This is a genomic window from Candidatus Clostridium radicumherbarum, assembly GCF_045310525.1.
Lineage (GTDB): Bacteria > Bacillota > Clostridia > Clostridiales > Clostridiaceae > Clostridium_AT > Clostridium_AT radicumherbarum.
In genome coordinates, this window is record NZ_JBJHZY010000001.1 from 1,248,251 (window position 1) to 1,267,686 (window position 19,436).

The window sequence follows — 19,436 nt, forward strand, 5'->3', positions numbered from 1 at the left end:
TTAATTCAAAAAACTATAGCAATTTTATTATGTATATAATATAATAACATTAAGGAAATAATACCTATATAATATTGATGGATGAAACTTTCGAGAGATAATCATTTATGATAGCCGAAGGAATAAGCAGGAAAGCCTAAAACCTGTGAAGCTCTCAGGCAAAAGTATCGAAAGTGGACATATCTCTGGAAAGCTTGAACTATTTAAATTAGAAGTTCATCACCGAAGGAGTAAATCTCTCAGGTTAAAAGACAGAGTACAATGGCGTAAGGCTTTGTACTTTGTCTTTTTTGTTTTATGACTGTACAAGAATTATATTATATTTTTCTTGAAAACCTATACATAATTTGGAGAATAATGTATGATTGAATCAATTATTGTTGTAACCAATAATACTTTGGTAGAAGAAAATTTAGGAAATAAGTTTTCTGTAAATTTCATTAATGGAAGTGCTGTTGATGTTTTAATTAAGGCTAGAGACTACGTTCATAACAATCATAGGCTCCTGACACATCCTTTAATAAGCAGCATTAAACCAAATGAAATGCCTTTTAGAACGATTATAATATCTAAACAAAAGGAAAATAATATAGATATGGAATCCCTAGAGCTTATAGAGAATAGTATCAGTACTACTAATAAGTTCATGAAGGATTTTGGCATTCCTAATTGGAATGAGAGCATATTGAATGATTTCCAATTAATAGACTTTGATATTATATATAATGCCATTAATTAATTTTTAAAGGAGGTAAGTACATGGCACATATTTACGATACTATAATAATAGGCGGGGGACCTGGAGGTTTATCAGCAGGTCTTTATGCTGCAAGATCAAAAATGGATACTTTACTTATTGAAAGAGCAAAATTTGGAGGGCAGACTGCAACTACTGATGAACTTGAGAATTATCCAGGTTCTATAGAGGATTGTACTGGTCCATCTTTAATTGAAAGAATGAGAAAACAAGCAGAAGAGTTTGGTACTAAATTTGTTAAAGATGAAATAACTGAAGTTGATTTTTCAGGTAAAATCAAAAAGCTTATAGGTAAGAAAGAAACATATGAAGCTAAGACAATAATAATAGCAACAGGAGCATATCCTAGGCTTGCTGGGTTCGAAAACGAGTTAGAACTTAGAGGTAAAGGCGTATCTTATTGTGCAACTTGTGATGCTGACTTTTTCACAGAGCTGGATGTTGCTGTAGTAGGTGGTGGTGATTCTGCACTTACAGAATCTATTTATTTAACTAAGTTTGCAGAAAATGTAACAATCATTCATAGAAGAGACCAATTTAGAGGAGCAAAATCCATACAAGACAAAGTTTTTAACAATCCTAAAATAAATATTATTTATGATTCCGTAGTTGAAAAAGCTAATGGAGATGAGATATTAGAAGGGCTAGTACTTAAAAACGTTAAGACAGGGGAAGCTAGTGATTTAAAGGTCGATGGATGCTTTGTTTTTGTAGGATATCTACCAATTACAGAACTTTTCACAGGCAAAATAAATTTGGATGAAACAGGGTATATAATTACTGATGAAGAAATGAAAACTAATGTGCCTGGAGTATTTGCAGCAGGAGACGTTAGAAGAAAGTCCTTAAGACAGGTTATTACAGCTGCTGCAGATGGAGCAATAGCTGCAACTAATGCAGAGCATTATTTAGAAAATGAATTTAATGAAATTTAGGAGGTAAAAGAAAATGTTAGAATTAAACAAGGATAATTTTGAGACAGAGGTATTAAATTACACTGAGATGCCTGTATTTGTTGACTTTTGGGGAGATAAATGTGAAATCTGCAAGGAACTAATGCCTGGAGTACATGAATTAGAACATAAATATGGTGATAAAATAAAATTTTCTAGTCTTAATATAAGCAGTGCTAGAAGGCTTGCAATTGGCCAAAAGGTATTAGGACTTCCTACAATGATAATTTATAAAAATGGCGAAAAGGTCAGCACAATTACACCTGACAAAATAAGCAGTTTAGATGATGTAGAAAATTTTTTAAAGAGTGTTTATGAAACACTATAATTCATAAAAAAATGAACAATGAAAACATAACTGATTATACTTTCATTGTTCAAAATACATAAAAGATAATTTGTCAATTAACAAACAATCCAAAATCTACTACAATAATGAATTACAATTAATAAATTAAAATTATTAATTGTTAATTATAAATTTATTTTAATAAGGAGGTGACAGCTTTGCGTTTAGAACTTGGTAAAATTTATATAAAGGATCTTCAATTTGGAGCTGAAACTAAGGTGGAAAATGGAATTCTTTATGTAAATAAAGAAGAGTTATTAAATGAAGTTAGTGGAGATGATAGAATTAAATCTATTAACTTTGATATTGCAAAGCCTGGTGAGGAAACCAGAATTATACCTGTAAAAGATGTTATAGAACCTAGAGTTAAGACTCAAGGAAAGGGTGGAATATTTCCTGGCTTCATAAATAAGGTGGATACTGTTGGCTCAGGAAGAACTCATGTACTAAAAGGTGCTGCTGTTGTTACTACTGGTAAAATAGTAGGATTTCAGGAAGGTATAATTGACATGAGTGGTGAGGGTGCCAAATATACGCCATTTTCAAAGACGAACAACTTGGTTGTAATTTGCGAGCCCAAAGAGGGAGTACTCCAGCATGAACATGAAGAAGCAGTTAGAATTATAGGCTTTAAAGCTGCAACATACCTAGGAAAAGCAGGAAAAGATGTTGAACCTGATGAAGTAAAGGTATATGAAACTTTACCAATTCTTGAACAAGTGAAGATGTACCCTGAACTTCCAAAGGTAGTATATGTATACATGCTACAAACTCAAGGTTTATTACATGATACTTATGTATATGGAGTAGATGCAAAGAAAATTATTCCTACATTTATCTATCCAACAGAAGTATTTGACGGAGCTATTGTAAGTGGAAACTGTGTTTCTGCCTGCGATAAAAATCCAACTTATGTACACTTAAACCATCCTATTATAGAAGATCTTTATGAAAGGCATGGTAAGGATTATAATTTCCTAGGCTGCATAATTACTAATGAAAATGTTTATCTAGCTGATAAGCAAAGATCCTCAGATATGACAGCAAAATTAGTTGAATTTTTAGGAGCTGATGCTGTTATTATATCTGAAGAAGGTTTTGGTAACCCAGATGCAGACCTTGTTATGAACTGTAACAAGATAACAGAGAAAGGTATAAAGACAGTACTTGTAACTGATGAATATGCAGGAAGAGATGGAAGTTCCCAATCACTTGCAGATTCAACACCTAAAGGTGATGCAGTTGTAACTGGTGGTAATGCCAATGAAGTAATAACACTTCCTGCAATGAAGAAAGTTATAGGACACCCTGAAGCAGCTAATATAATAGCTGGAGGATATGTTGGAAGCTTAAGAGAAGATGGCACAATAAATGCTGAAATTCAAGTTATTACAGGAGCTACAAGTGAAGTAGGATTCAATTATCTTACTGCTAAAGGTTACTAATTATAGATTAAAAATTTTATTAATTGAAAGGATGGATATTATGTTAAAAGGCAAAAAAGTTATTGCTATAGGCGATAGAGACGGAATTCCAGGACCAGCAATAGAAGAATGTGTTAAATCAGCTGGAGCAGAGGTTATATTTGCATCAACAGAATGCTTTGTTTGAACAGCCGCAGGTGCAATGGATCTGGAGATCCAACAAAGAGTTAAAGATTTGACTGAAAAGCATGGCGCAGAAAATGTAGTAGTAGTTATCGGAGGCGCAGAAGCTGAGGCATCTGGACTATCTGCAGAAACAGTTGCTGCAGGAGATCCTACTTACGCAGGACCGCTAGCTGGTATTGCTTTAGGACTTGCAGTTTATCACGTTGTAGAACCAGAAATTAAAGAGGAATGTGATGCTGCTGTTTATGATGAACAATGCGGTATGATGGAAATGGTTCTTGACGTAGATGCTATAGTTAGTGAAGTTAAGAATGTTAGAGATCAATTTTCACAATATAAATAAATAAAAATACTCCGAAAGGGGGGAGCACACTTGATACGTGTTGTCCACTATATTAATCAATTTTACGCTGGTATAGGCGGAGAAGAAAAAGCTGATATAAAACCTGAGGTTAGAGAGGGCTTTATAGGACCAGGTATGGGACTTAATAGCCTATTAAAATCAAAGGGTGCAGAAATAGTTGCTACAGTAATTTGCGGAGATTCATATTTTAATGAAAATGTGGAAGCAGCAAAAACTGAAATAATTGAGATGATTAAAAAATTTAGCCCTGATATATTTATTGCAGGACCAGCTTTTAATGCTGGAAGATATGGAGTTGCTTGTGGAAATATTGCTGCAGCTGTAGAAGAAAACTTAAATATCCCTGCTTTAAGTGCAATGTATATTGAAAATCCTGGCGCAGATATGTATAAAAAACATATTTATATCGTTGAAACAAAAAATAGTGCTGTTGGGATGAGAGACGCACTTCCTAAGATAGCTAACCTAGCTATAAAGTTAGCTAATAAGGAAGAAATAGGCGCTCCAGCAGAAGAAAGTTACATTGAAAGAGGAATTAGAAAAAATTTCTTTGCTAAGGAAAGAGGCTCCAAAAGAGCGGTAGATATGCTTATAAAGAAATTAAGCAATGAAGCCTTTACTACAGAATTCAAAATGCCTGTATTTGACAGAGTAGAACCTAATCCTCCTGTAGCAGATATAACTAAAGCAAAAGTTGCAATAGTAACTTCTGGAGGTACAGTACCAAAGGGAAATCCAGATCATATTGAATCATCCAGTGCATCTAAATTCGGAAAATATGATATTGAAGGTGTATATGATTTAACTTCTGAGACCTATGAGACTGCACATGGCGGATATGATCCTACTTATGCAAATGCAGATAATGATAGAGTTTTACCAGTAGATGTATTAAGAGAATTTGAAAAAGAAGGCAAAATTGGCTCTCTTCATAGATATTTCTATAGTACAGTTGGTAATGGAACTGCAGTTGCTTCCTCAAAGAAATTTGGTGAACAAATTGCAAAAGAATTAATTGCAGATGGAGTTCAGGCAGTTATATTAACCTCCACCTGAGGAACTTGTACTCGTTGCGGTGCAACGCTTGTTAAAGAAATTGAAAGAGCAGGCCTTCCTGTAGTTCACATGTGTACAGTTGTTCCAATATCTCTTACAGTTGGGGCTAATAGAATAGTTCCTACTATAGCTATACCACATCCTCTAGGAAATCCAAATCTAGATAAAAAGGATGAGTATGAATTAAGAAAGAGATTAGTAGAGAAAGCTTTAGTAGCTCTGCAAACTCCAGTGGATGGACAAAAAGTTTTTGAAGACTAAAATATATTTATAGACTCAAGAAAGGAGAAGTGGAGAAATGAAAAAACATTCTCCAGCTTCTTCTTTTTTTCTTGGTAAAAGTCCTAAATGGATTTTTACGGGCAGTTTGCGAATGGAATGAGCAAGCTTAAACTGTCCAGTGGCGAAGCCAAAGTCCTAAATGGACTTTTAAGGGCAGCCTAGCCGCTTAGAAAGGTTGAGTACAGGTTGCCCAGTAAAAAAAAGGAGGAATAAAAATGAGCTTTCCAGTAATTAAAAAAGCATCCTATATATTAGTTAATACTCCAGACATGGTTATCCATAATGGAACTACTCAAACCTTAGAAAGAGAAACAAATCCTAATTCAGAATATTTACAGCAAATAAAAGGACATTTAAGAAATTTTGAAGATGTAGTAGCATATGCTCCTAATCAGACTTACATTGGAAATTTAACTCCGGAAGAATTAGCTAAAATGCCAAGACCTTGGCATAATGAAAAGCTTAATAGTGCTGATAGATATGGTAAATTTGGCGAAATCATGCCAGAAGATGAGTTTTATGGTTTAATAAAATTATCAGACGTTTTTGACTTAGTTAAATTAGAAAAGGATTTTACAGCTGAAGTTAAAGAAAAGTTTGTTAAGCATCCAGTTTTAAATAATAAGGCAGATGCACTTGGTGATGGTGAAGATAAAGAAGAAATTCAAAAACTTGTTGACTCACATATTGCTGATGGACTTTATATAGGAGAAAAATTAGTTGGTGCTATAAGACGTGCCCATGAATTTGATAAAAATCTTACATCACATATAATGCTGGAAAATTTATCAGTTAAGGCTTCAGGAGTGCTTGCATTAATGCACCTTGTTAAAGATTTAGATATGGATGTAAATGAAATAGAATATGTAATAGAGTGTTCCGAAGAAGCTATTGGAGATATGAATCAAAGAGGTGGAGGTAATATTGCCAAATCCATCGGAGAAATAGCTGGCTTAAAAGGAGCTACAGGAGCTGATATAAGAGGCTTCTGCGCAGGACCAACTCATGCTTTAATTACTGCTTCAGCACTAGTTAAATCAGGAATTTATAAGAATGTTGCCATTGTAGCAGGTGGAGCAACTGCTAAACTAGGTATGAATGGTAAAGACCATGTAAAGAAAAATCTTCCAGTATTAGAAGATTGCTTGGGAGGATTTGCCATTTTAATAACTGAAGATGATGGTGTAAATCCAATTCTAAGAACTGATATCATTGGAAGACATACTATTGGACATGGAGCTTCACCTCAGTCAGTGCTAGAAGCTTTAGTGCTAGAACCTCTTGATAATGCTGGATTAAAGATTACAGACATTAACAAATATGCACCAGAAATGCAGACTCCTGATATCACAGAACCTGCTGGAGCTGGAGATGTTCCTACTCAAAACTATAAAATGATTGGAGCACTTGCAGTTAAGAAAGGGCAGCTTGATAGAAAAGACTTACCTGGCTTCGTAATAGAACATGGATACCCAGGATTTGCACCTACTCAAGGGCATATTCCATCAGGTGTTCCTATAATAGGTCATGGAAGAGATCATATGCTTAAAGGCGAAATGGACAATTTCATGATTATAGGTAAAGGAAGCTTATTCCTTGGAAGGATGACAAACCTTTTTGATGGTGTATCAATAGTAGTTGAGAAGAATAAAGGTGCAAAAGTAGAAGCAAGTGGAGTTTCTAAGGAAGAAATAAAATCAATGGTTGCAGATGCAATGAAGGATTTTGCTGCCTTTTTAATGAGTAAATAGCATAGGCTTTCTATAATAATGAGGTGATGTGATGGATAAAATAGAGGCTAATAAAATCATAGCAGAAGTATTTAATGAAATATCTGAAGGTATAAAATCTGGCAGCTTTGGTAAAAAGGTGAGAATAGGATTAACTATTCTTGGCTCTGAGCATGGAACTGAAGAAATGATTAAGGCAGCCGAAATGTCTAGTAAAAAATACCCTGATTTTCAGGTGGTGCTAATTGGCACGAAGAACAGTTCCAGCCTAGAAACAGTTGAAGTACAAACAGCTGAAGAAGGCCACAAAATCATGGTGGAAATGCTTGACAAAGGACTTCTAGATGGATGTGTTACTCAGCATTTTGACTTTCCAATCGGAGTTTCAACTGTTGGTAAAGTTATAACTCCGGGTAGAGGCAGAGAAATGCTTATAGCAACTACTACTGGAACTTCCTCTGTAAACAGGGTGGAAGGAATGGCAATAAATGCAGTTTTAGGAATAGCTGCAGCCAAGGCAATGGGCATCCATAAGCCTACAGTTGGAATCTTAAACTTAGATGGAGCAAGAAAAGTAGAAAGGATATTAAAAGAAGTTAAAGATAAGGGTTATAATATTGAATTTGCTGATTCCTTAAGAGCAGATGGTGGCTCTGTTATGAGAGGCAATGATCTTCTAGCAGGTACACCGGACGTTATGGTTTGTGATTCTTTAACAGGAAATCTACTTATAAAACTATTTTCTTCATTTACAACAGGTGGAGATTACGAAACTGTTGGAGCAGGTTATGGACCGGGAGTAGGAGAAAGTTATAACAAACTGATAAATATTGTTTCAAGAGCTTCAGGAGCACCTTTAATTTGTGAAGCTTTAAAGTTTTGTGCAGAATGTGCAAAAAATAAAGTTTTAGAAATATCTGCTGACGAATTTAAAAAGGCTAATAAAGCTGGCTTAAAGGAGATAATAGCAAAGAATATTAAAGAAAAAACTAATGAAGCTGCTGATGAGATAAAAATGCCCCCAAGAAAAGTTGTAACAGCAGATATTACAGGAATTGACATTCTGGAACTTGAAAACGCCTGCAAGGTTCTATGGAAAGCAGGAGTTTATTCTGAAAGTGGAATGGGCTGCACAGGTCCTATAGTGCTTGTAAATCCAGAGGATTTAGAAAAAGCTAGAGAAATATTAAGGAATGCTGAATTCTTAAGCTAGTTAATATTTTTAATTTTCTATTGATTTTTGTAAATGATTGCATTATACTTAAAAATACGCCCTATAAAAAAATTTAGATATCTTAACAAAGTTTAGAAGTATAATATGTAAAGATATACAATATAATTTACAGAATATAATTTTAATTTATTTTGAATAATATGTTAATATTTTTTTAAATTTTGTTAAATTTTAGAAGGATTTTAAATTATTTTATAGAATAATTTAAAGTATAAACTAGACTCATTTATTTATTATGGGAGGGAACTTTAAATGAACAAAAAAAGAATTATTTCTTTAGTTGCAACTTTTGCTGTTGTTGCAACATTATTTGCTGGCTGTAAAGCTAACAATCCAACAACACCAGGTACTGGTACAACAACTCCAACAGCTAAGAAATTCAAGGTTGGTCTTTCTACAGACCAAGGCGGTTTAAATGATAAATCATTTAACCAAGCTGCTGATTCAGGTATCAAAAAGGCACAAACTGATTTAGGAAATATTGATTATAAGGCAATTGAATCAAAACAAAAGGAAGATTACGAACCAAATCTTGATGCTTTAGTAAGTGATGGAAATGATCTGGTATTTGGAGTAGGTTTCCAAATGGAAACTGCAGTAGAGAATATGGCTCAAAAATATCCTAAAAAGAATTTTGCTATAATCGATTCAGTAGCAGTTGATAAATCTGGAAAACAATTACCAAACGTTGAATCAATAATGTTTAAAGAGCAAGAAGGATCTTTCCTTGTTGGTGTTATAGCAGGAAAGGTTTCTAAAGCACATAAAATTGGATTCATTGGCGGAATAGATGGAGATCTTATTCAAAGATTTGAAACTGGCTTTGCTGCTGGTGTTAAGGCTGTAGATCCAACAGCTGCAAAAGGTTTAATAGACAGAACTACAGTTAAATACGCTGGAAGCTTTGATGATGTAAATAAAGGTTATGAACTTGCTAAATCACTTATAAATGATGGATGCGATGTTATATATCATGCTGCTGGCGGCGTTGGTATAGGAATGTTCAAGGCTGTTAAAGAAGCTAATGATGCAGGTAAGAAGGTTTGGGCAATTGGTGTTGACCAGGACCAAGCTGTAACAGTTCCAGAATATAAAAACATAATATTAACTTCATGCATGAAGAGAGTTGACAGCGGTACTTATGAAGTAACTAAAGAAGCTCAAGCTGGACAATTCAAAGGCGGCACTCAGCTAACACTTGGATTAAAAGAAGATGGAGTTGGTATAGCTCCAAGTTCAAATGTTAATGTACCAGCTGATGTATTAGCACTTGAAAAGAAGTATGAAGATGCAATAAAAGCAGGAACCATTGTAGTTCCAGCAAAAAAAGGTGAGGCTGCTAATTTCACAGCTCCATCAATCCAATAAGATAATTTAATTGTTTGGATTAAAGCTAGATGTAATAATTACATCTAGCTTTTTGAAACAGTGAAGAAAAACTAAATTTGGGAAAATATTTATTATTTAAATTTTATATAATATTTGCTATAATAGATGCAGTTTAAGCAGATTAAATACAGGAGGTGGGAATTACAGATGGAAAAAGTGATAGAAATGAAGGGTATCACTAAGATATTTCCAGGTACTATTGCAAACGAAGATGTGGATTTTGAACTATTAGAGGGAGAAACCCATGTACTTCTTGGTGAAAATGGAGCTGGAAAAACCACTTTGATGAATGTACTTTATGGTCTTTATCAACCGGAAAAAGGCGAAATATATGTAAGAGGAAACCTTGTTAAAATGTCTGACCCAAATGAAGCCATAAAACTAGGAATTGGTATGGTTCATCAACATTTTATGTTAGTTCAGAATTTTACAGTTGCAGAGAACATTGTACTTGGTTCAGAACCAAGAAAAGGCGTAAAGTTAGATATAAAAAAGGCTATATTGAATGTTAAAGAGCTTTCTAAAAAATATGGATTTGCAATTGATCCTAATGCAATTATTTCGGATATATCAGTAGGGCAGCAGCAAAAGGTTGAAATACTAAAAGCGTTATATAGAGGTGCAAGTATTTTAATTTTAGATGAACCAACTGCTGTTTTAACTCCACAGGAAATTGAAGAATTAGGTATTATAATTAGAAACCTTGAAAAAGAAGGAAAATCTGTAATTTTAATAACTCATAAATTAAAAGAAGTTATGAGCATGAGTGACAGAGTTACGATTCTTAGAAGAGGGAAGATAACAGGAACCGTTCGAACTAAGGATACAAGTATAGACCAGCTTGCAGAGTTAATGGTTGGAAGAAAGGTTAATCTTGTAGTTAGTAAAAAAGAAGCTCACGTTGGAAGGGAAATACTTAAAGTTGAGAATTTGGCTGCAAATGATCAAAGAGGACTTCCTGCTGTTAATGGAGTAAATCTTACAGTTAATGCTGGAGAAATAGTAGGTATAGCTGGAGTAGATGGAAATGGACAATCTGAATTAGTGGAAACTCTTACTGGTCTTAGGAAACCTGTATCTGGTTCTATTATTTTAAACGGCAAGGATATATTTGGGAAGAGTCCAAGAGAAATAATAAACGATGGAGTAAGTCATATTCCTGAAGACAGACATAAAAGGGGACTAATATTAAAGTATTCCTTATTTGAAAATGCAATACTTGGAAATCATAATAAAAAACCCTTTAGTAATGGAATTATTATGAATTATAAGAATATAAGAAAATATTGTCAAAAACTTATAGATGATTTTGATGTTAGAACTCCGAATGATGAAGTTATGGCTTCAGCTCTTTCTGGAGGAAATCAGCAAAAACTCATTGCAGCTAGGGAAATATCAAAGGATCCTGATTTACTTATTGCATCACAACCTACTAGGGGCCTCGACGTTGGAGCTATCGAATATATTCATAAAAGACTAGTTATGGAAAGAGATAATGGAAAAGCAGTGCTCCTTGTTTCTCTTGAATTAGATGAAATTATGTCCTTATCTGATAGAATTGCAGTTATGTATGATGGAAAGATAGTTGCAATCCTAGATAGGAAGGATGCTACAGAAAATAAACTTGGTATTTTAATGGCTGGAGGAAGCCTTGAAGACTATAAGGAAGAGGTGAAGGACATTGAGTAATGATAAGAAAGATAACATGATGGTAAACTACTTGAATAAGGCATTCAAAAGTCTTGGGTATCCTTTGCTTGCAATTATAGTTGCCATATTTGTTTCCGTATTCTTTGTAATGTGGTCAAAAGGCTATTCTATACTAGAGTATTTTTCAGCCTTAAGAGACCTCTTCAGCGTAATATGGAAAGGCAGCTTTGGTTCGAAAATGATGGCACTTCAAACTCTAGAATATGTAACACCTCTTATATTTACTGGTGTGGCTAATGCTGTTGCCTTTAGAACAGGACTATTTAATATAGGAGTTGAAGGACAATTCCTAATGGGCATGATGTCTGCAGCCATTATTGGAACAATTCCTGGATTAAGCCCCTTCATACATATTCCATTAATTATTATAGGTGGAATACTTGCAGGAGGAATATGGGCATCTGTACCAGGTTATTTAAAGGGCAGATTTGGAATAAATGAAGTTATTAATACAATTATGATGAATTATATTGGTATGAATTTTGCTAACTTCTTAATCTTAAGAACTCCTTTTGGCGTGTCAGACAAGTCAGCTACACCTCTAATTCAAAAAAGTGCAGAACTTTTAAGACTTAGTAGTTCAGGTAGAGTAAATGTTGGACTATTTATTGGAATAGCAGTTGCCTTATTAATTTATTGGATCTTATGGAAAACTACTATAGGTTATGAACTAAGGGCAGTTGGAATTAATCCTCATGGCGCAGAATATGGCGGAATTAATATATCAAAAAATACAATACTGGCTATGGTATTTTCTGGAGCAATTGCTGGTATGGGCGGTGCAGTACACGTTTCAGGTATTTTACATCAAACACAAAACTTTATGGCTTTACCAGGATTCGGTTTTGATGGTATGGCTGTTGCACTTTTAGCTAAGAGTAACCCAGTTGCCTGCATCTTCTCAGCAGTACTTTTTGGTGCACTAAACAGCAGCTCAAAAATATTACAGCTTAATAGTATTCCCAAGGAAATTGTTTATTTGATTCAATCTATAATAATAATATTTGTTGCTACAGATTATATTGTCAAATTTATTGGAGAAAAGAGAAAGAAGAAGGTGATGATAAATGGCTAGTGTTACAGTTATTGTTGCATTATTAGCAGCTACTTTAAGAATGGCAACACCTCTTATTTTTGCAGGTCTCGGAGGAGTATTTTCTGAAAGATCAGGAGTTGTTAACATTGGACTTGAAGGGATGATGACTATAGGTGCCTTTTTTGCTGTACTTGGCACTTATCTTACAGGAAGCCCACTGCTTGGTATATTAATTGGTATGGCAGCAGGGGCAGCGCTTGGACTCATTCATGCATTTTTAAGTATTCACCTTCGAGCAGATCAAGTTATCTCAGGTACTGCAATAAATCTTTTTTCCACAGCTTTTGCATCCTTTATGATATATAAAGTTTTTAAAAAAGGCGGACAGACAGATTTAGTAAACTCATTACCTTACGATTTACCTAAATTTATTAAAGGTATTCCTGTTATTGGAGATTTACTATCTCAGTTAAATTGGTTTGTAATACTTGCAATTGTACTTGTATTTGTTGTATCCTATGTCTTATATAAAACACCTATTGGACTTAGAATTAGATCAGTAGGAGAGCATCCAGCCGCTGCAGACACTTTAGGTATAAGTGTTTATAAAATCAGATATTCCTGTGTTGTATTATCTGGTGCTCTTGCAGGACTAGGCGGTGCAGCACTGTCACTTGGAATAACACCACTTTATAGAGAGGGTATGGTTTCAGGACGTGGATTTATAGCTTTAGCTGCACTTATCTTCGGTAACTGGACACCTAAAGGAACTATGTGGGCATGTTTACTATTTGGTTTTGCAGATGCCTTTCAAATGAAGGCTCAAGGCTTTGGATGGAGTCTGCCTCAAGAAATATATGCAATGTTCCCTTATGTTTTAACAATGTTGGCACTGGCAGGATTTATAGGAAAAACTCAAGCTCCAGCTGCTGATGGTACTCCTTACGTTAAGGGTGAGAGATAATTTTTAAAAGTTTCTTAATAGAACTCGCAGGTCATAAACTTGCGAGTTTTTATTTTCTTATTATTAAAAAAATGTTATTATAGGTGTATTAAATGAATTTATCCTTTAGGTGGTGAAAAAGATGGCTATGAGCTTTGAATTATCTTTAACTCAGGAACAAAAGCTTATAATGACTCAGGAAATGCAGCTTTCAGTAAAACTTCTACAAATGTCAAGCATTGAGCTTAAGGAGCATATTGAAAATGAGGTTTTAGAAAATCCTGTACTTGAATATGCTGATGAGAATAAAGATAATAATTCCACCATGGAGTATAAAGAGTTTATGGATTTTCTAAAAAAAGATAAAACATATTTTAATAATGAAAGTACGGAAGAGGAAATTTCGCCCTTTTATTTTATATCTGAAAAAAAATCTCTAAGGCAATTTTTAAGAGAGCAGGTTAATGACCTGAATGTAAATGATTTCTATAGAAGTATTTGCTATAATATTATAGATAACTTAGATGATAAAGGTTATTTAGATGAAGAAGTAAAGGATATGGCAAATAATCTTAGAATTGAAGAAAAATTTGTATCTCATGCTTTAGAAATTATTCAAAGCCTGGATCCTGCTGGAATCGGTGCAAGAAATTTAAAGGATTGTTTAAAGCTTCAGCTTAAAAGAAAAGATATCCTTGACGAGAATTTATTTTCTATTATAGAAAATCATATGGAGGATCTTGCTGAAAATAAATATAATAAAATAGCAAAGGTGCTTAATGTTGAGCTTAAGAAAGTCCAAGAATATGGAGATATCATAAAAAATTTAGAACCAAAGCCTTCAAGTGGATTTTATGATGGAGAAGAGACAAAGTTTGTACTACCAGACGCCTATATTAAAAATATAAATGGTAAATTTGAAATAATAATTAATGAAGCAATTACGCCAGGACTAAGAATAAATCCTATTTATAAAGAAATCCTTAGCAATGATAGTGATAAAGAAGCGGTGGATTATGTTAAACAGAAAATAGATAATGCTGTTTTTTTAATGAAAAGTATAGAATATAGAAAATCAACAATTTATCGAGTATTAGAAAAAATAGTGGAATTTCAAAAGGATTATTTTGAATTTGGAGATGATTTTCTAAAGCCTATGACACTAAAAGACATAGCTGATAACCTAGGTATACATGAATCTACAGTAAGCCGAGCAATTAAGGACAAATTTATAAATATAAGTAAAGGTACAATTAAGATAAAGGATTTATTTACTGTAGGCTTATCTTCTAAAGACAATTCTCAGGATATTTCTACAAACCTAATAAAAAAAGAAATTAGACTATTAATTGATTCAGAAGATAAGACTAATCCCTTTTCCGACCAAGGTATTTGTGATACACTCAATAAAAATGGTATGAATATTTCTAGAAGAACTGTAGCAAAATATAGAGAGGAATTAGGAATAAAGTCTTCAAGTAAAAGAAAGCGATACTAACTATAAGAAACATGTTTTTTATTTATTAACACTTTGTTAACAAATTTTTAATAAATACTAATTTAAAAAAATTAGTATTTAATTTATAATATAAGTGGGACAAGAAATGAATGACTGGGACATTCAATGACCAAAGAGGTGTAGCAATTGAATGAAATTATGAAGTTAGCACAAAAGATTGTACCGGAAGCCGTTGATTTGCTTAATAAGAGGTATAATATTCTTAGAACAATTTATTATAATCAACCAATTGGAAGAAGAATTCTTGCAAATAAGCTTGGCGTTGGAGAAAGAATTGTTAGAAGCGAAATAAACTTTTTCAAAGAGGAAAATCTAATCGAAATAAATACCCCAGGAATGACTATCACCAAAGATGGAGAAGAAATAATTGAAAAGCTTAAGGATTTCATTCATGAAATTAAGGGCCTTTCAGATATTGAAAAAGTAATTAAGGAAAAGTTAAGCTTAAAGGATGTAATTATTGTTCCAGGAGATGTTGATGAAGATGCAACTGTAATAACTGAAATTGGGAAATCGGCATCTATATTCCTAAAAAACTTATTTAGAGATAACTGTATTATTGCCATAACCGGAGGTTCTACAGTAAAATCAGTAATTGACAATATACATAAGACTCCAAATCTCAATAATGTTCTTGTAATTCCTGCAAGGGGTGGAATGGGCAGAAGTGTAGAAATTCAAGCAAATAATCTTGCTGCTAGTTTTGCAAAAAAATTAAATGGTAATTATAAACTTCTTCATATACCAGATAACATTAGTTCTACTGCTTTAAATTCCTTACTTAATGAGAAAGAAGTTAAAGAGATTGTTAAAAATATTAGAAATTCAGATATATTAATATATGGTATAGGCAAAGCTGATGAAATGGCAGCAAGAAGAGAGCTCCCACCTGATAAAATTTCAGAACTAAAATCTAAAGGAGCAGTTGGTGAAGCTTTTGGCTATTATTTTGATAGAAATGGAAATGTAATTTGTGCAACCTCTTCAATTGTTGTAGATGGAAAATCGCTAAAAGCAATTGAAAATCTAGTTGCAGTTGCTGCAGGGAAAAGTAAAGCTGAGGCAATAGTAGCCACCCAAAGAAATATAACAAACAGCACCTTAATTACTGATGAAGGTGCAGCACTGGAAATAATAAATATACTTAATAAATTAGAATAAGCTAATGGTTTCTAGTGTATATTATTTAAATTTTGTCAAATTATATTTTATATATAATTATAAATATTTTTATTATTAGGAGGTAAATATCAAATGGTTAAAGTTGGTATTAATGGTTTTGGAAGAATAGGTAGAAATGTGTTTAAGGCACTAGTTAAGAACTATGGCAGCGAATTACAAGTAGTAGCAATAAATGATTTAACTACACCTGCAACACTTGCACATCTTTTAAAGTTTGACTCATTATTTGGAAAATATGAAGGCACTGTAGAAGCTACAGAGAGTTCTATAATAGTAGATGGTAAAGAAATAAAGATCTTTGCAGAAAAAGAAGCAAAGAATATTCCTTGGGCAACAGTAGGAGCAGAAATAATAATAGAATCCACAGGTTTCTATACAGATGCAACAAAAGCTAAAGCACATATGGAACAAGCAGGAGTTAAGAAGGTTCTAATTTCAGCACCAGCTAAGAATGAAGATATAACAATAGTTCTAGGTGTTAATGAAGATAAATATGTACCAGCAGAGCATAACATAATTTCAAATGCTTCTTGTACAACAAACTGTTTAGCACCATTTGCAAAAGTTCTTCATGAAGAATTTGGAATAGTTAAGGGTCTTATGACAACTGTTCACTCTTATACAAATGACCAAAAGATACTTGATGCTCCTCACAGTGATTTAAGAAGAGCAAGAGCAGCAGCAGAAAGCATGATTCCAACTACAACAGGAGCAGCAAAGGCAGTAGCACTAGTACTACCAGAATTAAAAGGAAAGTTAAATGGATTCTCACTTAGAGTTCCAACTCCTACAGTATCCTGTACTGATTTAGTAGCTGAACTTTCAAGAGATATAACTGTAGAAGAAGTTAACGCAGCATTTAAGAAGGCTTCTGAGGGTTCATTAAAAGGAATACTTGGATATGAAGAACTTCCACTTGTTTCTATGGACTATAGACAAGATGAAAGATCATCAATCATTGATGCTCCATCAACAATGGTTATAGGTGGAAACATGGTTAAAGTTGTATCATGGTATGATAATGAATGGGGTTATTCAAACAGACTAGCTGACTTAACTAAGTTTGTTGCAGATAGACTATAATAAAATTATTAAGGTCTGGTTTTGTAGTTAGGGCTATAAACCCAGACCTTTCTTTGTTATTTTATTAAATTTTATGTTAAAGGAGATTAAACCATGAATTTCAATAAAAAGACAATAGAAGATATTGAAGTTAAAGGCAAAAGAGTGTTAGTTAGATGTGATTTTAATGTTCCAATGAAAGATGGAAACATAACTGATTTAAATAGACTAAATGGTGCACTTCCTACAATTAACTATTTAATTAAAAATGGTGCGAAGGTAATACTTTGTTCTCATTTAGGTAAGGCAAAAGGCCCAGACCCTAGTTTATCACTGGCTCCAGTTGCTAAGAAGTTATCCGAACTATTAGGGAAAGAAGTATTATTTGCAGCTGATGATACAGTAGTAGGAGACAATGCAAGAAGAGCTGTAGAAAATGCAAAAGAAGGAGACGTTATACTTCTAGAAAATACAAGATTTAGAAAAGAAGAAGGCAAAAATGAAGATTCCTTTTCTATGGATTTGGCTTCACTTGCAGACGTGTATGTAAATGATGCATTTGGAACAGCTCACAGAGCTCATTGCTCCACAGTTGGAGTTACTAAATTTGTTAAGACTGCCGTTTGTGGTTACTTAATACAGAAGGAATTAAAATTTCTTGGAGATGCAGTTGAGAATCCTACAAAACCTTTCTGTGCTATATTAGGTGGTGCAAAGGTAGTTGATAAAATTGCCGTTATAGATAATCTATTAGAAAAAGTTGATACTTTAATAATTGGCGGCGGCATGGCTTATACTTTCTTTAAGGCTCAAGGCTTTGAAATAGGCAAGTCACTACTTGATGAAGAAAGATTAGACTATGCAAAAGAAATGATGGAAAAAGCTAAGGCAAAAGGTGTTAAACTTCTATTGCCTGTTGATAATAGAGTTGCACCAGAATATGCTGATGTAGATGCTAAAATCACTGAAGATCAAAATGTTCCAGTAGGATTTATGGGGCTTGATATAGGACCAAAATCAGAAATTCTTTTTGCAAATGCTATTAAAGAAGCAAAAACAGTTATATGGAATGGACCAATGGGAGTTGCAGAATTTAAGAATTTTGCTGATGGTACAGTTGCAGTTGCTAAAGCTATGGCTGATTCAGGAGCAACAACAATTATTGGTGGAGGAGACAGTGCAGCAGCAGTAAATAATCTTGGATTCGGAGAAAAGATGACACATATTTCCACTGGTGGTGGAGCATCACTTGAATTCTTGGAAGGAAAAGACCTTCCTGGTATCGCTGCCCTTAATGATAAATAGCAGCTTACAACCTGTAGTTAAGAATTATTATCAATTAAGTTTACAAATTGTGTAATTATGATATAATATATTTGATTATTAATAGTGAATTTTTAAACATGCCTACATGACTTTATCTAAATTCATTATTCTTAATTATTCATTATTAATTATTAATTATTAATTATTAATTCATAAAGTAGGAGGGGTTTTAATGAGAAAACCAATTATTGCAGGTAATTGGAAAATGCATAAAACTGTTGATGAAGCAGTTAGCTTTGTAGAAGAAATAAAGCCGCTAGTTAAAGACGCTAAATGTGAAGTTGTAGTATGCCCAACGTTTGTATGCCTTGATGCTGTAGTAAAGGCGGCAAAAGGATCAAATATAAAAGTAGGTGCACAGAATTTACACTTTGAAGAAAAAGGTGCATTTACTGGTGAAGTGGCTCCTAATATGCTTGAGGCTATAGGAGTAGACTATGTTATAATAGGACATAGTGAAAGAAGACAATATTTTAATGAAACAGATGAAACTGTTAATAAGAAGCTAAAGGCAGCTTTTGATCACAATATTATTCCAATCCTTTGCATCGGTGAAGCTCTTGACGAAAGAGAGGCAGATATTACTGAAGAAGTTATTGGAAGACAAATAAAGCTTGATTTAGCAGGACTTAATAAAGATCAGGTTGAAAAAATAGTTATTGCCTATGAACCTATTTGGGCAATAGGCACAGGTAAAACTGCTACTTCAGATCAAGCTAATGATACAATTTCATATATCAGAAAAGTAGTAACTAATTTATATGGAACAGAAACTTCAGATAAAGTAAGAATTCAATATGGTGGTTCTGTTAAGCCTTCAACTATAAGTGAACAAATGGCTAAATCTGATATAGATGGAGCTTTAGTTGGAGGGGCAAGTTTAGTTGCTGCTGACTTTGCAGCAATCGTAAACTTTTAACGAGGGGGAATAGCC

General features: G+C 33.5%; 17 protein-coding genes and 2 riboswitches. All 17 genes read left to right on the forward strand.

Translation table 11 applies throughout. The annotated features are described in order from the left end of the window. Positions 1–81: 81 nt before the first annotated feature. Positions 82–180, forward strand: a riboswitch (glycine riboswitch). Between the two features lie 3 nt (positions 181–183). Next, positions 184–257: riboswitch (glycine riboswitch) on the forward strand. Positions 258–361: 104 nt separating this feature from the next. The 17 genes from ACJDUH_RS05910 (at position 362) to tpiA (ending at position 19,421) form a co-directional block, all read left to right on the forward strand. Further along, on the forward strand, positions 362–739 hold the full coding sequence (locus ACJDUH_RS05910; protein WP_406764231.1) for a GrdX family protein: 378 nt from the start codon (positions 362–364) through the stop codon (positions 737–739). A gap of 20 nt (positions 740–759) precedes the next feature. Then, entirely contained in the window at positions 760–1,692 is a 933-nt protein-coding gene (trxB, locus tag ACJDUH_RS05915; RefSeq protein ID WP_406764232.1) for a thioredoxin-disulfide reductase, read from the forward strand. A 13-nt stretch (positions 1,693–1,705) separates the two neighbouring features. Continuing rightward, a complete protein-coding gene (locus ACJDUH_RS05920; RefSeq protein WP_406764233.1) occupies positions 1,706–2,038 on the forward strand; it encodes a thioredoxin family protein in 333 nt (110 codons plus the stop codon). Positions 2,039–2,217: 179 nt separating this feature from the next. Beyond that, the gene (locus tag ACJDUH_RS05925) at positions 2,218–3,504 is read left to right on the forward strand and encodes a glycine/sarcosine/betaine reductase component B subunit (RefSeq protein WP_406764234.1); all 1,287 of its coding nucleotides are present in this window, start codon (positions 2,218–2,220) and stop codon (positions 3,502–3,504) included. Between the two features lie 40 nt (positions 3,505–3,544). Beyond that, positions 3,545–4,012 (forward strand): glycine/sarcosine/betaine reductase complex selenoprotein A, encoded by a 468-nt coding sequence (grdA, locus tag ACJDUH_RS05930; protein WP_406764235.1) that lies wholly within the window; start codon positions 3,545–3,547, stop codon positions 4,010–4,012. 30 nt (positions 4,013–4,042) lie between these two features. After that, positions 4,043–5,350, forward strand: coding sequence for a glycine reductase complex selenoprotein B (gene grdB, locus ACJDUH_RS05935; protein ID WP_406764236.1), 1,308 nt, complete (start codon positions 4,043–4,045; stop codon positions 5,348–5,350). A gap of 236 nt (positions 5,351–5,586) precedes the next feature. Continuing rightward, complete coding sequence (gene grdC / locus ACJDUH_RS05940) at positions 5,587–7,122, forward strand: glycine/sarcosine/betaine reductase complex component C subunit beta (protein ID WP_406764237.1); 1,536 nt, start codon at positions 5,587–5,589, stop codon at positions 7,120–7,122. Positions 7,123–7,153: 31 nt separating this feature from the next. Beyond that, on the forward strand, positions 7,154–8,314 hold the full coding sequence (gene grdD, locus ACJDUH_RS05945; RefSeq protein WP_406764238.1) for a glycine/sarcosine/betaine reductase complex component C subunit alpha: 1,161 nt from the start codon (positions 7,154–7,156) through the stop codon (positions 8,312–8,314). Between the two features lie 273 nt (positions 8,315–8,587). After that, on the forward strand, positions 8,588–9,703 hold the full coding sequence (locus ACJDUH_RS05950; RefSeq protein ID WP_406764239.1) for a BMP family lipoprotein: 1,116 nt from the start codon (positions 8,588–8,590) through the stop codon (positions 9,701–9,703). 168 nt (positions 9,704–9,871) lie between these two features. Further along, the gene (locus ACJDUH_RS05955; RefSeq protein ID WP_406764240.1) at positions 9,872–11,413 is read left to right on the forward strand and encodes an ABC transporter ATP-binding protein; all 1,542 of its coding nucleotides are present in this window, start codon (positions 9,872–9,874) and stop codon (positions 11,411–11,413) included. Positions 11,414–11,432: 19 nt separating this feature from the next. Next, positions 11,433–12,509, forward strand: a complete 1,077-nt coding sequence (locus ACJDUH_RS05960) for an ABC transporter permease (protein ID WP_406765019.1) — start codon at positions 11,433–11,435, stop codon at positions 12,507–12,509. Then, entirely contained in the window at positions 12,502–13,434 is a 933-nt protein-coding gene (locus ACJDUH_RS05965) for an ABC transporter permease (RefSeq protein WP_406764241.1), read from the forward strand. The genes ACJDUH_RS05960 and ACJDUH_RS05965 overlap by 8 nt, the downstream gene beginning before the upstream one ends. Positions 13,435–13,561: 127 nt before the next feature. Continuing rightward, positions 13,562–14,911: an RNA polymerase factor sigma-54 gene (gene rpoN / locus ACJDUH_RS05970; protein WP_406765020.1), complete on the forward strand. Its 1,350-nt coding sequence runs from the start codon at positions 13,562–13,564 to the stop codon at positions 14,909–14,911. Positions 14,912–15,058: 147 nt separating this feature from the next. Then, complete coding sequence (locus ACJDUH_RS05975) at positions 15,059–16,093, forward strand: sugar-binding transcriptional regulator (protein WP_406764242.1); 1,035 nt, start codon at positions 15,059–15,061, stop codon at positions 16,091–16,093. Positions 16,094–16,186: 93 nt separating this feature from the next. Beyond that, entirely contained in the window at positions 16,187–17,197 is a 1,011-nt protein-coding gene (gene gap, locus ACJDUH_RS05980; protein WP_406764243.1) for a type I glyceraldehyde-3-phosphate dehydrogenase, read from the forward strand. 93 nt (positions 17,198–17,290) lie between these two features. Then, positions 17,291–18,481 (forward strand): phosphoglycerate kinase, encoded by a 1,191-nt coding sequence (locus ACJDUH_RS05985; protein ID WP_406764244.1) that lies wholly within the window; start codon positions 17,291–17,293, stop codon positions 18,479–18,481. Between the two features lie 193 nt (positions 18,482–18,674). Next, positions 18,675–19,421 (forward strand): triose-phosphate isomerase, encoded by a 747-nt coding sequence (gene tpiA, locus ACJDUH_RS05990; RefSeq protein ID WP_406764245.1) that lies wholly within the window; start codon positions 18,675–18,677, stop codon positions 19,419–19,421. Positions 19,422–19,436 lie beyond the last annotated feature (15 nt).